This is a genomic window from Arthrobacter cupressi (genome assembly GCF_900099975.1).
GTDB classification, from domain to species: domain Bacteria; phylum Actinomycetota; class Actinomycetes; order Actinomycetales; family Micrococcaceae; genus Arthrobacter; species Arthrobacter cupressi.
Map to the genome: position 1 here is coordinate 29,889 of NZ_FNEI01000001.1, position 14,471 is coordinate 44,359.

Annotated in this window: 14 protein-coding genes and 1 pseudogene; 9 read left to right on the plus strand and 6 right to left on the minus strand. The window is 66.7% G+C overall.

The features are described 5' to 3' along the window. Positions 1-133: 133 nt before the first annotated feature. Positions 134-904, minus strand: a complete 771-nt coding sequence (locus BLP88_RS00140) for a PilZ domain-containing protein (protein ID WP_074585977.1) — start codon at positions 902-904, stop codon at positions 134-136. A gap of 352 nt (positions 905-1,256) precedes the next feature. On the opposite strand from BLP88_RS00140, the gene BLP88_RS00145 reads away from it, so the two are divergent. From BLP88_RS00145 to BLP88_RS00165, 4 genes are all read left to right on the plus strand, one after another. Continuing rightward, positions 1,257-1,445: a hypothetical protein gene (locus BLP88_RS00145; RefSeq protein ID WP_074585978.1), complete on the plus strand. Its 189-nt coding sequence runs from the start codon at positions 1,257-1,259 to the stop codon at positions 1,443-1,445. A 100-nt stretch (positions 1,446-1,545) separates the two neighbouring features. After that, the gene (locus BLP88_RS00150; RefSeq protein WP_139163253.1) at positions 1,546-1,902 is read left to right on the plus strand and encodes a hypothetical protein; all 357 of its coding nucleotides are present in this window, start codon (positions 1,546-1,548) and stop codon (positions 1,900-1,902) included. 403 nt (positions 1,903-2,305) lie between these two features. Next, complete coding sequence (locus tag BLP88_RS00160; protein ID WP_074585981.1) at positions 2,306-3,748, plus strand: MFS transporter; 1,443 nt, start codon at positions 2,306-2,308, stop codon at positions 3,746-3,748. After that, positions 3,738-4,934: a metal-dependent hydrolase family protein gene (locus BLP88_RS00165; RefSeq protein ID WP_074585982.1), complete on the plus strand. Its 1,197-nt coding sequence runs from the start codon at positions 3,738-3,740 to the stop codon at positions 4,932-4,934. Before BLP88_RS00160 ends, BLP88_RS00165 begins: the two co-directional genes overlap by 11 nt. Here the strand turns inward: BLP88_RS00165 and BLP88_RS00170 are convergent. Continuing rightward, complete coding sequence (locus BLP88_RS00170) at positions 4,903-5,388, minus strand: hypothetical protein (RefSeq protein WP_074585983.1); 486 nt, start codon at positions 5,386-5,388, stop codon at positions 4,903-4,905. The genes BLP88_RS00165 and BLP88_RS00170 overlap by 32 nt on opposite strands. A gap of 338 nt (positions 5,389-5,726) precedes the next feature. Here BLP88_RS00170 and BLP88_RS00175 point away from each other — a divergent pair, with 338 nt between their 5' ends. The 5 genes from BLP88_RS00175 (at position 5,727) to BLP88_RS00195 (ending at position 9,834) form a co-directional block, all read left to right on the plus strand. Beyond that, complete coding sequence (locus BLP88_RS00175; protein ID WP_139163254.1) at positions 5,727-6,062, plus strand: hypothetical protein; 336 nt, start codon at positions 5,727-5,729, stop codon at positions 6,060-6,062. A 227-nt stretch (positions 6,063-6,289) separates the two neighbouring features. Further along, a complete protein-coding gene (locus tag BLP88_RS00180; protein WP_074585985.1) occupies positions 6,290-6,592 on the plus strand; it encodes a DUF4193 domain-containing protein in 303 nt (100 codons plus the stop codon). A 166-nt stretch (positions 6,593-6,758) separates the two neighbouring features. Beyond that, a complete protein-coding gene (locus BLP88_RS18860) occupies positions 6,759-7,721 on the plus strand; it encodes a hypothetical protein (RefSeq protein WP_245679717.1) in 963 nt (320 codons plus the stop codon). A 91-nt stretch (positions 7,722-7,812) separates the two neighbouring features. Next, on the plus strand, positions 7,813-8,949 hold the full coding sequence (locus BLP88_RS00190; protein ID WP_074585987.1) for a hypothetical protein: 1,137 nt from the start codon (positions 7,813-7,815) through the stop codon (positions 8,947-8,949). A 339-nt stretch (positions 8,950-9,288) separates the two neighbouring features. Continuing rightward, positions 9,289-9,834, plus strand: a complete 546-nt coding sequence (locus tag BLP88_RS00195) for an AMIN-like domain-containing (lipo)protein (RefSeq protein ID WP_074585988.1) — start codon at positions 9,289-9,291, stop codon at positions 9,832-9,834. Between the two features lie 136 nt (positions 9,835-9,970). On the opposite strand, the gene BLP88_RS00200 is transcribed toward BLP88_RS00195, so the two are convergent. The 4 genes and pseudogenes from BLP88_RS00200 to BLP88_RS00210 all read right to left on the minus strand — a co-directional run bounded on the left by BLP88_RS00200 (position 9,971) and on the right by BLP88_RS00210 (position 14,469). Beyond that, complete coding sequence (locus BLP88_RS00200) at positions 9,971-11,509, minus strand: APC family permease (protein WP_074585989.1); 1,539 nt, start codon at positions 11,507-11,509, stop codon at positions 9,971-9,973. A 195-nt stretch (positions 11,510-11,704) separates the two neighbouring features. After that, on the minus strand, positions 11,705-12,316 hold the full coding sequence (locus BLP88_RS19285; protein ID WP_425388841.1) for a TOBE domain-containing protein: 612 nt from the start codon (positions 12,314-12,316) through the stop codon (positions 11,705-11,707). Continuing rightward, positions 12,308-12,754 (minus strand): annotated as a pseudogene (locus tag BLP88_RS19290) (ABC transporter ATP-binding protein); the annotation flags it as partial. The pseudogene BLP88_RS19290 and the gene BLP88_RS19285, both read right to left, overlap by 9 nt. Before the next feature lie 122 nt (positions 12,755-12,876). After that, entirely contained in the window at positions 12,877-14,469 is a 1,593-nt protein-coding gene (locus tag BLP88_RS00210) for an ABC transporter permease (RefSeq protein ID WP_084110657.1), read from the minus strand. Positions 14,470-14,471: the final 2 nt, after the last annotated feature.

Below are 14,471 nucleotides of genomic sequence, written 5' to 3' on the forward strand. Positions count from 1 at the left end.
ATGCAATGAAGCAGCTTCAGCTTACGCCCGCACAATCACGGCGGACAACGGGTGTTCCATCGGCGGCCCATCGCGGGTAGCATCTTGCCCGCCGCCTGGGAAACCCGGCCTGCGCTCGTGAAGCCCTGACCGGTCAGCCCGCGGTGCGTCCGTCCTTTGTTACTGGGACTGGGCGGGCGGAAGTGGTCCCCACCGACTTTGGGGGTGGGGACCACCCGTCCCGCCGCTCTATAAGGTGACGCCCACGCTCACATCCATTGCCGCCATGCCACGCGGGTTGCAACTTTGCAGGCTGTGGAGAGGCTGCAGCTTTAGCCCTTCTCCCGGGTTGCGATGGCGGGAACGCCTGCGGGGTATCCGGGAAGGGCATTGCCGGGGTGTGGAACAGCCAGAGGGCAAGCCGTCGGTAGGCGTTCCAGTTGTTGTCGCGGACCCGCAGAGATGCGGTGTACGTGGTCTTGGAGCTCTTCCAGACCCGGACAATGTCCAGGGGAACCGGGTCGGTACCGGGCAGCGCCAGGGATACGGCCCCGGCGTCGGGGAGGGCATCGGCTTCAACCTGGACGGCGGCGCCGCCCATGGAGATGTCCAGCAGCCGGCCGGAGACCCCGGTGAGGGTGACGGGGACATCGAGGCGGACCCGGTGTGCGCTCCGGCGTGAGGTGGCGAATTCGGCGGCCCGGATCCGCAGGGTTCCCAGGACCAGGACCACCCCCGCCAGGACGAGCCAGACGCCTGCGGCGACGGTGGAGCCGGGGCTGGTCCGCCAGGGCACCCAGCCGAGAACGCCGGCGGTGGCGTAGAGGATGATTGCGCCTACGATGATGATCAGCACGATCAGGATCCGCGGGGCCCTGCCGCGCAGGCGCAGTTCCGCGGCGCCTTTGGGCGTGACTCGGGCCAACCCAGAGGCCCAAGGCTGGGCGGGGTCGGCGCTGTGAGAGCCCTGTACCGAGCCGGGACTCTCTCCCCCAGCCGCCGCCGGCCCCGCTCCATCCTCGCCACCTTGCACTCCGGTAGCCCTCGCTGCGCGACTTGAACGGCCAAGTGACCATGGTGTGCGAACGGTCACAGAACGCCTCAGAAATCCCCTCGTTCCGGCCCGCCAAACCCTTGATCTTTGCCCTATCATGACCATACGGGGGAATGGTAAGTGTGCTTATGAAGGCCGCCGGGCGACAGCAGGCACCGATTGAATTGACGAGATTTCAGGCCGCAGCCCGGGGCGGACTTCATTGAACGACGGAGACTCAGCGATGGCCTATCTGGCAACCTTCGAGGAAATACTGCGGCGCACATACGTACTCTTGGGCGACGCCGAAAACGAGTTGCGTTCGGACTGGAGATCAGACAGCGGCCCGAACCGGGAACAGGCCAGGGCTTCGCGGGAAGTCCAGGAACTGATCTCCCAGGCGAAGGCCGCGCTGGCCAGAGCGGCCCAGTAAAGCGATCAGGAGGCTGGGGGCAGGCCGCAGATCCGGCACCGTCGTGCAGATCTGCTTGGGCAAGGACAACAATTTCATCAAACCGCGTCGGACCAATCCCATGAAAACCCCCCGCGCTTCCCTGGTGGAGGCACTCCCTCTGACGATCCTGACCTTCCAGGTCAACAACCCCTGTCTGAACCTGATGGGTGATTCCTGGTCCCTCACTTTGATGTGCCCCTGGATGATCCGCCCGCCAGACTCCCAGTTCGACTGGAGCTCGCCCGATCTGCAATCAAGGCTCCAGGAGCTGGTGGGACGCAAACTTGTCGACGCGCAAGCCGACGGTGAACAACTCATCGACCCCGTGTTCATCCTCGACGACGGGACGCGGATCGATCTGTTCGCCGGCGGAAATCCCCATCCGTGGACTCTGGAACTGCCAGGCGCCGTACTCATCGGCGTCAACTACGAGTAGATCGGGGACGGCCCTGGCTCCCACGGGCTGAGTTGCCCGCAGGTTCCTGGCTTGGACAGCGATTCAGGAAGCAGGCCGCGGAGGACGTGGCCGGCGGGCTCGGCCAGGTGATCGCCGATGCGGTTGCCGGGCGCGAGAACCCCGCACCGGTGCGGTTGCCGGGACTGCAGGATCTGGCCATCGGCCGCCTCCTCTATGACGCGGCGCTGGAGCGTGGCCGGGGCCCCAGGTCGATCCCTCGTCCTGAGTCTGAAACTCATTTGGTATGCCAAGTATGTAAAATGTCACCGTTTACTAGTGACATTGCACACAAAAAGTGGAATCCTGTATGCCAAGAGCGATGAATGGACGTCCTGCTCGCTTGGGCGGGACCGCCGTTCTTCCCCAACAGAAAGGCAATGCGATGGCAACCACGCGGTCACTCCTTGAACGCATGGACGGTATGCGGGTAGGCAAGCCGCACGTCCAGCTCGCGTTCATCGGAGGCCTTGGACTGCTGTTTGACGGCATGGACGGCTCGCTCGTCTCCTACATCATGCCGATCATCAAACCGCTCTGGCACCTGGATGGCGCCCAGGCCGGCCTCATCGGCAGCTCCCTGCTGATAGGCATCTTCATTGGCGCCATCGGGGCCGGCGCCCTCGGCGACAGGATCGGCCGCCGCAAGGTCATGATGTACGCACTCGCCCTCTACGCGAGCGCGACGATCGTTGCCGCGTTCTCCCAGGGCTGGGAATTCTTCTTCATCATGCGGGTGATCGCGGGCATCGGCATCGGCGCCGAGGCCGCCATCATTCCTACATTCATCGCCGAATTCATCCCGAAGAAGCGCCGGGGCTTCTTCGTCGGCGCGGTGGCCGGGTTCTTCGCCCTCGGTTACGTCAGCGCGGCCCTGATCGGCACCACGGTCGTCGCCGGCCTGCCCGAAGGGTGGCGGATCGGCCAGCTCATCACCGCCGTCCCCATCGTGATGCTCCTCTGGTGGCGGCGCGTGCTTCCAGAATCCCCGCGCTGGCTCCTCACCCGTGGCCGCGAGGCCGAGGCAGAGCGGATTGTCCAGGGCCTCGAGGAAGGGCGGCTCGTCCGCACCAGCGGCTCGGGCGTCATCGCCGTCAAAGCGGAGGCCCCGAAGGCGCCGCCCCTGTTTCAACAGGCCGAACTGTGGCGGCACGGCAATGCCCGCCGCACCGCGGTGATCTGGCTGCTCTGGATCTCGGTGACGTTCTCCTTCTATGGCTTCTTCGTCTGGATTCCCTCTCTCCTCGTGGCCAAGGGAATGACCATCACCGGCAGCTTTACGTACTCCCTGATCATCACGATCGCGCAGATCCCTGGCTACTACAGTGCCGCATTCCTCAATGAGCGGCTCAGCCGCCGCGTGACCATCGCGATTTACCTCAGCGGCGGTGCCGTGGCAGCCTTCCTGCTCTCGCAGGCGCCCAGCGAAGGCGCGGTCCTCGCCTTCGGTTCCCTCCTCTCCTTCTTCATGAACGGCTGCTACGCCGGCCTCTACGCCTACACCCCGGAGGTCTACGGGACCCGGCTGAGGGCCACCGGCATGGGCAGTGCTTCGGCCTTCGGCCGGATCGGCGGGATCACGGCCCCGATCCTGATCGGCGCCGCCTACCCGGTGCTCGGTTTCGGCGGCGTGTTCACCATGGTCATGGCGGTACTGGGCGGCGCGGCGTTGGTGGTCCTGGTCTTCGGGGTGTCCACCAGCGGCCGCTCCCTCGAAGAAATCGACGAGCGGGCATCCGGAAAGACGACGACGGCGGGCGGGGACGGTCCGCTCGACCCCGCCGGAGCGGCCGTACGGACGGCAGAGAGGAACACCCATGGCGGTTAGGACAGATCCGGGGCAGATCCGCACGGGGTCCGTCGTCCTCCGCAATGCACGGATCCTCGACGTGGAAAGCGGGGAACTGGGGGCGCCGCGGACCGTTGTGGCCCGCGACGGGAGGATCGCCGAAATTTCGGAGTCGACCCGGACGGTGCAGGACGCCGTCGAGATCGACCTCGGCGGACTGACGGTGCTGCCCGGCCTGATCGACGCCCACGCCCACGTCACCCAGGCCTCAGGCGACTTCAACGAAATCCTCTCCTGGACGCCGTCGTACCACGCGGCGCGCACCGCCCGGGTGATGCACGGGATGCTGTTGCGCGGCTTCACCCTCGTCCGCGACATGGGCGGGGCCGACACAGGGCTGTCCCGCGCCGTCGAGGAGCGGCTCGTCACCGGGCCCCGGCTGAAGGCCGGCGGGCCGATCTTCGCCCCCACCGGCGGGCATGTCCTGGCGAAGGTCTGCGACGGCGAGGTGGAACTCCGCCGGGCCCTGCGTGCGGAGTTCCGGGACGGGGCGGACCATGCCAAGCTCACGCTCTCGGGCGGAGTTGTCTCAAAGATGCGGCTCGAAGCGCTGGGCTTCTCGGACGCGGAGGTGGTTGCCGCCGTCGACGAGGCCCGATTGGCGCACCGGTACATCGCGGCGCATGTCTACACGGCGGAGGCGGTCTCGCGCGCGCTGCGGCTGGGCGTGCGGACGATCGAGCACGGAAACCTCCTGGACGATGAATGCATCGAGCTGTTCCTGGCCAAGGGCGCCTTCTACGTGCCGACCCTGGCCACTTACTGGGCCATCCTGTCCGGTGCCAGCGGGCATGGCCTGGACCCGGCCAAGAAGGCGGCCGTGGAGGACATCTTTGAGCGCGGCCTTGAATCGCTGGCCAAGGCCGCGGCCGCCGGCGTACGCATTGGCTACGGGACGGACCTGCACGGTGCGGGGCTGGACCACCAGCTTGAAGAGTTCCGCCTCCGGGCCAGGGTCCAGGCGCCGCTCGAGGTGCTTCGTTCGGCCACCCTCGTGGGCGCGGAAATCGTGGGGGAGAGCGGCCGGGCCGGCGTGGTGGCGGAGGGCGGTTACGCCGACCTGATCGCCGTGGACGGGGATCCGCTCGCGGACATTGGCGTGCTGGCGGACGGACGGTCCTTGCGGTTCATCCTCACCGACGGCGATCCCGTGCGGATTGCCTGACGCGACCCCAGCCGGGGGCCGGCCGCCGCGGGAAGCGGCTGCCGGCCTTTGCCATGAGCAGGGCGGTCAGCAATGCCGCCGCGACATGGAAGACCAGCATCACTTCCTGCACATGCCCGGCTGTCGACTGCGCCGCTCCCTGGACCAATGGCAGGCCCAGCACGTGTGAATGCTGCGATGACCCTTGGCCCGGGACTATCCCGGAGAAGAGCACGAAGGCCAGGTGGAGTGCCTGCTGGGTGACCCCGCACAGAAGGAGCAGCGCCCACACAGGCAGGCGCAACCGGGACAACAGCGAGGCGCACATGCTGAGCAGCGCCGCGAAAGCAAGCAGTGCCGGCGGCCAAGGGAGATCCCCGCCGGACGCCAGATGGGCCAGCAGCCCCGTCCCCGTGGCCACAGGGCCCAGCAGCCACGGCGTGTACCCGGCCGCCCGATTTTCCGTGGATTCCATGATCACTCCATGGTGCCCGGGTAGGCAGGCAATGGGAATGAGTATCCGGAACGAAAAGTAGCCGGGACGGGCCCTGAAAAACGAGTACAAACTACTCGGGCGCCCTGTCCCACGCGTCCCTATTGTTTCTAGCAGCACGCAAAGAGCGTGTAGGCATTCAGCGGGATGCCATCTGTCACGAGCTGGACGGTGGAGATGGTGCACAGTTGGGGCGCGTCATGTGCCAACGATCCGAGTGCGCGGATTTCATCTATTGAAAAAGGCCGGCCAGAACGCAGAGGTCGCGGGACTACAGGGACCCGGGACCGGAATTTCCAATGCTCATTGAGGAGTGAAGAATGAAGCGAATACTGGCCGCGGCTGCTGTTGCGGGCATGGTTTTCCTCGGCGGGGCCATGCCCGCCAGCGCTGCCCCTGCGGAAGGACAATTGTGTCCGGAGTGGGATTCAGGCCGGATCGACGTTACCGGAGACGTCACGTCGATCACCTTGACGGCACCGGCCGGCATGGTCATCACCGCAACCTGCGTCAAGGCAGGCTCGGCGAACCAGGGCCTCGGTGCGGAGATCACCTACTACGATCCCGGAGTCACCAGCGTGACCCTCACGCACACCTCCGGCAAGGGGCTGTCGCACTACTCAGTCATGTACGGTACGGGCGGTCCCTCCAGCTAGGCGGACACGACTGAGAGAAAAATGGAAGCTTCCGCGGGCCCTCCCGTGGAGGCTTCCATTTTTAACCCGGCTGCGCTAAAACGCGCCGCATCCGGCGCGGAACGGGTGCGGTGACGCCGAAAATGTTTTCTTGGACACACTATTCGTTGAAGCCATGTACTATGCCCTAAACTCCTTCACTGAGGTGCCGGAATGGCACTGTGCAGCAACGAAAGCGAACCACACTAATGGCTACCGATTACGACGCCCCACGCAAGACCGAAGAAGAGTCTCCCGCCGAATCGCTCGAGGCCCTTCAGGCGTCGCGCGGCTCCGGTGCCCAAACGGCTGTCATCGATGTTGACGAGAACGACACTGCCGAGGGTATCGACCTTCCGGGCGCCGACCTTTCCGGCGAAGAACTGACCGTTGTGGTTGTCCCGGAGCAGTCTGATGAATTCACTTGTTCGTCCTGTTTCCTGGTACGCCACCGCTCGCAGATCGCACTCGAGAAGAACGGTCTCAAGTACTGCTACGACTGCGAAGGCTAAGTCCCCGCGCATTTCCGGAAAGCCCCGTCTGCCGATCCCGTCGGCCTGGCGGGGCTTTCTTTTTTGCCGTCGCATCCTTTTAGCGACGGGGGCTTGAATTACCCGGGGGACGCTCCTACCCTCATCACACGATCGTTCGAGGTTACGCGCGCTGGGGGTGAACGCCATGGTGCAGAACATCGTGCCCGCGGCCTTGCTCCAGCGCGCCCTGCGGATCTTCTTCGCCTCGCTCTTTGGCGCCGTCGTGTGGGTCTTTGTGAGCGCAGCGGCGAGCTTCGCCGCCGACACGTCCCCGCTCGTTTCCGGGACGGCCGGCGCCGGGACGGTCGGCGCAGTGAAGGAAGTTGTGGTGCAGGACCTCGGCGCCGCTTCGAAGGAGGCCGTGCTCAACCAGGCCGTGCTCAACCAGGCCGTGCTCAACCAAACCGTGCTCAACCAAACCGTGCTCAACCAGGCCGTGGCGGAAGCCGGCACGACTGTTAAGGATGTGGTTGACAGCGCCGTGGCGCCCGCGGCGGCCCTGGCGGAAACTCCCCCGAGAACGCTCGAAACGGCCGCACAGAACCTGGCCGCCACCACAACGCCCACGGCCACATCGGCGGTGAGGTCCATTTCCAAGCCTGCCGCCGCAGTCGTCGAATCCGTGGTCCGGGACACCACCGCGGTGGTCAAACCGATCCTCAACGAAGTCCCGCTGCCGGCCGTCGTCGTAGACGTCGTGGTACCGCAGGTGGCCGCCGCCCCTCCTGCGGCTGCGGCTAACTCCTCGACCCCCGCCGAAACGGCCCCGCCAGCTGTGCAGAACCCCACCCCTGCGGCGTATTCTCCTCCCGGCACGGAACGGGCGGGCCAGCCCTTCGACGCCCCCGTGTTCCGGGCCGCCGGAACGCCGCCCGAAGCAACCCTGCAGAGTTCGGCCGGGCAACCCGTGGGCGGCCCATTGCCTGCGACGCCGCCTGCCGGTGCCGCGGGTGGGGCGAATTGTGCGGGCTCGAGCCCGCAGACGCCTGCCGCCGGCACCACTGATGCCTTCAGCATGCCGTACAACCCGGCCGGCGAACCCAAGACCCGGGCCAGCGCGCCCGATCCAAACGCGCTCAACCGAAATCCCGGTTTTTCTCCTGACTGAATGATCGCCCGGCGGTCCTGCGACCGCACAGCCATGCCTGCCTGAACCTGGCGGGCGATCATTCAAGCTCATTTCTCAGGAGAAGATTGACATGCAGAATTTCATACGCAGGGGCCTCTATGGTGCCCTGCTGGCCGGCGGGGTCATGCTCGCCGGAGCCGCCGCGGCCTCTGCCGCGGACACCAAGGGCCAGGACGGAAGCAGCACCCTGCTGGTAACTCTTGGCACAACCGCCCCGGAACAAGCCAATGGAACTGTGGGCGTCCAGCTCGGAACCCTTGGCACCGGGGCAACCTCGCCGTCGGCCAGCCAGCCCACCACCGCGGCGGTGTCGCTCGATGGCCGGGCAGCGCCTGCCGCCACACCGGCGGGCAGCGCACCCGTGACGCAGGCCGGCCCGGCTGATGTAGTGGTGTCGTTGGGGACGGTGGAAGCCGGGGCCGACGGTTCGACGACTGGTTCGACGACGGCGGGCATCGCACCGGTGACGCAGGCCGGCCCTGCTGACGTGGCTGTTTCCCTTGGCGCGGTGCGTGCCGGGACTGCTGCACCGCAGGCCCCGGCTGGTGGTTCCGGGAAGGCCGCAGGCACCGGAGCGCTTGGACCGGGACTTCTTGACTCTGGACTCCTTCGCAACCTTCGTGCCGTAACGGGTGAACCGGGCAACCCGGAAACCCGGAACACGGGACTCCTTCGCAACCTTGACGCCGGAACAGGGGCCCTCAACAAAGCAGGAATCCTGGACACGGGACTCCCCGGCGCCGCCGCCAGCACGGGCGGACAACAGAACGGTGGAGGCAATGTTCAAAGTGGCACCGACAGCGCGAACCAGGGCGTTCCGGCTGTGGTTCGATTCCTCAATGGTTTGCTGGGGGGTTTCAGCGCAGGGAGTGCTGATAACGGGACCACTGAGGGTGCCGGGGGAAAGCCGGGATCCGGCAGCGGAACTGCTCAGGGGGCTGACGTTGTAATCAACGTCCGGTCGAGCGGCCCCGGAGCCGCCGAGGGCGCCGCAGCCGGCGGCTTCGCGGCGACAACGGGCCTGGCCGCGGCAACTCCGCGCGGCACATGCACCGCGCTCGCGGCGGGAGCGGCTTCGTTTGCGCAGCCCCTGCTGGGTGGGTCCGGCCTCTTGGCGCTCATGATGAGCCTGCTGCTCGGATTCGTGTTGATCGTGCTGAGCAAGCGGGTGAAGCCGTTCGCGGGCTCCGCAAGGGCAGTCCGGTAGTCCAATCCACCAGGACGACCCGGTGAGGGGGCGGACCCCCGTGGCTGGGCGGGGGCCCGCACCTCATCGGGCCAAGACCGCAGGACCGGAATCCGAAGGAGGAAGAACGGGCGCTGCCCCGTGAAGGTGCCCGCCGGCGTCGTTATCGCGGATAACGAACGGGGCTGCGAAAGGCCCGCAGGAGCCCCAAAAACGGGCAAACAAGAGCCCCCGGATGACGCTCCGTAACCCGCCCGGAGGGCTTCTAACGGTTGTGCGCCGAAGCGGATACAAGCCGCTGTTCCGGGGTAAAACGCTCCTACCCTTGAGGTATCAATCACTCAAGGGAGGTGGCCCACAATGAAAAAGGTTTACACCTGGCTCGCAGCTCTGGTCATGGCTGCCGGTCTTGGTCTCATCGCTCCGGGGCCCGCTTCGGCGGCCTCGTATTGCGGCATCGTGTGGGGGTCGTTGGCCAAGACCAACGCCGCGATGTCCGGTGCACAAGTCACGAATGTCAGAACAGGTCAGCAGCCCTGCTACGACCGCCTGGTCATCGACCTCAACGGCAAGGTCGCCGGGTACACGGTCAAGTATGTTTCCCAGGTGGTCCAGGACGGTTCGGGGCTCCCCGTTCCGCTGAGGGGCGGCGCCTTCATCCAGGTCACGGTGAACGCTCCGGCGTACAACTCCAGCGGCCAGGCCACGTACAACCCCGCCAACAAGAAGGAACTGAGCAACGTCACCGGTTACCAGACCTTCCGGCAGGTGGCTTGGGCGGGCAGCTTCGAGGGGTACACCTCGCTGGGCCTGGGCGTCCGCGCGCGGCTTCCGTTCCGGGTCTTCACCCTGGCGGGACCGGACACGGGGTCGCGGCTGGTGGTGGACGTGGCGCACTACTGGTGAGCCGGCAAGCCGCTGACGGCATGCTAATCAGTTGACACAGTGAAGCCCTGGCCCGGAATTCCGGACCAGGGCTTCACTGTGAGCAGCCGCAACAGGCGGCGCGGCTCGTTCCGACGCTCCGCTCAGACGCCGGAAGCTATTCGGGAACCACCAGCGCGGGGGTGTCTTGGCGGATGGTCTCGCCCTTGAAGAAGCCGGGGCGCAGGCGGGCCTGGATGAGCATGCAGACCACGCCCAGGGCCAGGATGCCGACGCCGAGGATGAACACCAGGCCGACGCCGCCGATTTCCGAGCCGCTGCCGAATTCCGGGGCCCAGCTGTCCACGGCGGTCTGGAAGAACACCACGAACAGGCCGATGCCACCCAGGACCGGGCACAGTCCGCGGAGCACGAAGTTGCGCGCGCTGCTGAAGATGCTGTTGCGGAAATACCAGGCGCAGGCGATCGCGGTGAGGCCGTAGTAGAAGCAGATCATCAGGCCCAGGGCCAGGATGGTGTCGTTGAGGACGTTCTCGCTGACGATGTGCATGATCGCGTAGAAGCCCGCGGACAGGACGCCGGCAGCAATGGTCGCGAAGCCCGGCGTCGAGAACTTTTCGCTCATGTGGGCGAACGGCTTGGGCAGGGCACCGTAATGCGCCATGGCGAGCAGGCTGCGGGACGGGGCGGTCATGGTGGACTGCAGCGACGCCGCCGAGCTGGACAGCACGGCGAGCGACATCAGGATGGCCAGCGGGCCCATCACGGGGGAGGCCAACGCGGTGAAGATGTTCGCGTGGTTCTCTTCGTTGTTCAGGCCCACGCCGGAATCGCCGACGCCGGCGAACATCATGGTGGCGATGGTCACCACCAGGTAGATGCCCAGGACGGCAAGTGCGGTCAGGGTGCCGGCGAGGCCGGCCGTCTTCTTGCCGTTGGCGGTTTCCTCGTTGACGGTGAGGCAGACGTCCCAGCCCCAGTACACGAAGATCGACAGCGAGATACCGGCCGCGATCTGGCCGAAGCTTTCAACCTTGCTGACATCGAACCAGTCCCAGCTGAAGGCGATGGCGGTTTCCGAGGCGGACCAGTTGGCGAAGGCCATCACCGCGAACAGGCCGAGGGCCAGGACCTGGAAGCCCACCAGGCCGTACTGGACGATCTTGGTGGTGTGCAGGCCGCGGTAGCTGACCCACACGGACAGGGCCACGAACACCAGGCAGGTGACCACGTTGAGCAGCTTGTCCGAGGCGAGTTCTGCGATGTCCGGATTGCCGAGCAGCTGGGAGAGGAACAGGTAGAAGAAGTCCACCGCCACGCCGGCAAGGTTGGACAGCACGATGATGTTGGCGGCCAGCAGGCCCCAGCCGCCCATCCAGCCCACCCAGGGGCCGAAGGCCTTGGTGACCCAGGTGAAGGTGGTGCCACTGTCCGGGGAGTCTGCGTTGAGTTCGCGGTAGGCGAGGGACACCAGGATCATCGGGATGAAGCCGATGAGGAAGATGGCGGGCAGTTGCAGGCCGACAGTGGCGACGGTGGGGCCGAGGGCGCCGGTCAGCGTGTAGGCGGGGGCGATGGTGGAAATACCAAGGACGACGACGGCGAGGAGGCCGAGCTGCCCCGTCTTCAGTCCCTTGCCACTGATCTTATGCTCGGAGCCGGCAGCGTTGCCGTCCCGGTTGATTGTCTGGCTCATTGGGGGCCCTTTCTAGCTGGCCGGGCGTTGTCGGGGAGGACAGGGAGGTGCCGCACAGCCATTGAGAGAAGAATCACTAAATGAATAGCGTTCATTTAGTATGGACGCAGAGGAGCCCCAATGCAAGCTGGATCACTTTTTTGTTTGTTTGGTTTGGCTGGCGCGGAAGCCGGCGCCGGTCTTTCCCGCGTGGAATCAGGCCTGGGTGGGGTCCGCCGGGAAGGCCACGCCTTCGCCCACGACCCGCAGGCACAACTCAGTTCCAGGCTTGGTGATGGACGCGTTCCAGTGCCGGATGGTGATGACTTCCCCGCCGCCGGGGAAGCGGTGGTCTGCGCCGGCATCCGGCAGCGGCGCCAGGCGGATCCGGACGGTGGTTTCCGGGCCAAAATAGTCGGTGTCCACCACCACGCCGCGGATGGGGCCGTCGGGGGCGATCCGGATCTGTTCGGGCCGGAGCATGAGCTGCACGGCTCCCTGCACCGGCGGCCGGCGCACCGGGATACCGCCCAGGGCGCAGGTGGCCAGCGAACCTTCCATCCAGGCGTCCAGGATGACGGCGTCGCCGAGGAACTCCGCGGTGGCCCGGTCCGCAGGCCGGGTGTACACCACGAAGGGGTTGCCGATCTGGGCCAGCTTTCCGCCGCGCATGATCGCCACCTGGTCGGCGAAGGAGAGGGCCTCGGCCTGGTCGTGGGTGACCAGGATGGTGGTGACGCCGGCTTCGTTCAGGACGTTGGCAACGGCCCGGCGGGTGGCCACCCGGAGTCCGGCATCCAGCGCCGAGAACGGCTCGTCGAGCAGCATCAGTTCCGGTTTGCGGGCCAGGGCCCGCGCGAGGGCGATCCGCTGCTGCTGCCCGCCGGACAGCTGGTGCGGGCGCCGCTTCGCCATGGCGGGGTCGAGGGACACCATCTCCAGCAACTCGGCGACCCGACGGCGCACGGCGTTCCGGCCGCCGTCGAGCCCTGACTCCCTGAGCCCGGAACGGTCCAGGCCGAAAGCGATGTTCTGCCCCACCGTGAGGTGCGGGAACAGGGCGCCGTCCTGCGCCACATAGCCCACCTTGCGCTTGTGGGCCGGCTGCCAGGCGCCGTTACCGGCCACCTGCCGGCCATTGAGGCCGATCGATCCGGCGTCCGGGTGCTCGAAGCCGGCGATCAGGCGCAGGAGGGTGGTCTTGCCCGAGCCCGAGGGGCCGACGATCGCGGTGGTACCGCCCTTGGCGACCGAGAGATTGACTCCCTTCAGCACCGACTGGGCGCCGAAGTTCTTGGTGACATCCGTGATGTCCAGGTGCGGGTCCGTGGTTGAGGCAATGGCCGGCGCGATGCGCGGTGCCGGAAGACTGGATGGGGATTGTTCGGTCACTGTCCGGCCACTTTCTTGGACTGTTGGAAAAGCAGGTAGGTCATCGGTGCGGACAGCAGGATCATCAGCAGCGCGTAGGGAGCGGCACCGGGATAGTCGATCTCGCTGCTCTTGCTCCAGAACTCGGTGGCCAGCGTGCTGGTGCCGTTGGGGGACAGGAGCAGGGTTGCGGTCAGCTCGTTGACGATCGCGAGGAACACCAGCGCGGCGCCGCCGGCGGCGGCCGGGGCGCTCAGGCGCAGGGTGACCTTCAGGAAGGCCACCCACGGGGATTTGCCGAGCGAGCGGGCTGCTTCGTCGAGTTCCTTGGGCGCCTGCGCCAGCCCGGAGCGGAGGTTCACCAGGGAACGCGGAAGGAAGAGCAGGACGTAGGCGGCGATGAGGAGGCCGGCGGTCTGGTAAACCCCGGGTGCCAGCCGGATGCTGATGGTGACGAACGCCAGGCCCACCACGATCCCGGGCAGTGAACTGGTGATGTAGTTGGACAGTTCGAGTGACTTGCTGAACCATCCGGGGTGCCGGACCGCGAGGTAGGCCAGGGGGAACGCCACCACCGTGGTGGCCAGCGCCCCGGCCAGTCCGTAGCCGAGGGTCTGGAGGAGGGCCGGGATGAACTCGGCGGCATCCCAGATGTCGCTTCCGCCGAGCAGGACCCAGCGCAGCACCAGCCAGAACGGCAGGCCGAACGCCAGCACGGTCAGGGCCAGCAGGGCCAGCTGGGCCGGCAGCTGGAAAACGCCGAGCCCCAGGCGGACGGCCTTGGCCTGGGCGCCGGAGCCGATCCGCGCGTACCGGGCGGTCCCGCGGCTGCGCACCTCCAGCAGCAGCAGGGCCAGGCAGAACAGCACCAGCACGCTCGCCAGCATGTTGCCGGCGGTGCCGTTGAAGGTGGATTGGAACTGGGTCATGATCGCCGTGGTGAAGGTGTCGAAGCGGATCATCGCGAAGACGCCGTACTCGGCCAGCAGGTGCAGGGCGACCAGCAGGGCCCCGCCTGTCATGGCGATCCGCAGCTGCGGCAGGACCACGCGGAAAAACACGGCCCAAGGACCCAGCCCGAGGGAAGCCGCGGACTGCTCGATGGCCGGGTCCAGCCGCCCCAGCATCGCGGCCGCCGGGATGTAGACCAGCGGGAAGTAGGAAAGGGTGGCGATCAGCACCCCGGACCAGATGCCTTCCAGCGACGGCACCACCGAGACCCACGCGTAGCTGTTGACGAAGGCCGGGATCGCAAGCGGCGCGGCAAGCGCCACGGCCCACACGCGGTGGCCGCGCAGCACTGTCCGTTCCACGAGCCAGGCGCCGCCGACGCCCAGCACCAGGCAGAGCGGCACGGTGATCAGGATCAGCAGGATGGTGTTCCCCAGCAGTTCACCGACGCGGGGCCGGAAGATCAGCCCGACGGCGGTGTCCCAGCCGGTGGCGGCCGTCATGAACGCGACGTAGCCCAGCGGCAGGAGCGAGAAGAGGGCGATCAGGGCCGCGGTGACGGAAAGGGCAGGAACGCCGAAAGGCGGGCGAGGGCGCTTGCCCTTGCCCGCCGTCGTCGTGCTCCCCTGGGAAGCGGGAGCCGATGGAACAGTACTCACGG

What these genes read in the sequence shown, in the direction of transcription:
- BLP88_RS00145 (WP_074585978.1), top strand. Translation starts at nt 1,257, where the DNA reads ATGGCCTATCTGGCAACCTTCGAGGAAATACTGCGGCGCACATACGTA.
- BLP88_RS00150 (WP_139163253.1), top strand. Translation starts at nt 1,546, where the DNA reads ATGAAAACCCCCCGCGCTTCCCTGGTGGAGGCACTCCCTCTGACGATC.
- BLP88_RS00160 (WP_074585981.1), top strand. Translation starts at nt 2,306, where the DNA reads ATGGCAACCACGCGGTCACTCCTTGAACGCATGGACGGTATGCGGGTA.
- BLP88_RS00165 (WP_074585982.1), top strand. Translation starts at nt 3,738, where the DNA reads ATGGCGGTTAGGACAGATCCGGGGCAGATCCGCACGGGGTCCGTCGTC.
- BLP88_RS00170 (WP_074585983.1), bottom strand. Translation starts at nt 5,388, where the DNA reads ATGGAATCCACGGAAAATCGGGCGGCCGGGTACACGCCGTGGCTGCTG.
- BLP88_RS00175 (WP_139163254.1), top strand. Translation starts at nt 5,727, where the DNA reads ATGAAGCGAATACTGGCCGCGGCTGCTGTTGCGGGCATGGTTTTCCTC.
- BLP88_RS00180 (WP_074585985.1), top strand. Translation starts at nt 6,290, where the DNA reads ATGGCTACCGATTACGACGCCCCACGCAAGACCGAAGAAGAGTCTCCC.
- BLP88_RS18860 (WP_245679717.1), top strand. Translation starts at nt 6,759, where the DNA reads ATGGTGCAGAACATCGTGCCCGCGGCCTTGCTCCAGCGCGCCCTGCGG.
- BLP88_RS00190 (WP_074585987.1), top strand. Translation starts at nt 7,813, where the DNA reads ATGCAGAATTTCATACGCAGGGGCCTCTATGGTGCCCTGCTGGCCGGC.
- BLP88_RS00195 (WP_074585988.1), top strand. Translation starts at nt 9,289, where the DNA reads ATGAAAAAGGTTTACACCTGGCTCGCAGCTCTGGTCATGGCTGCCGGT.
- BLP88_RS00200 (WP_074585989.1), bottom strand. Translation starts at nt 11,509, where the DNA reads ATGAGCCAGACAATCAACCGGGACGGCAACGCTGCCGGCTCCGAGCAT.
- BLP88_RS19285 (WP_425388841.1), bottom strand. Translation starts at nt 12,316, where the DNA reads ATGCTGCTCGACGAGCCGTTCTCGGCGCTGGATGCCGGACTCCGGGTG.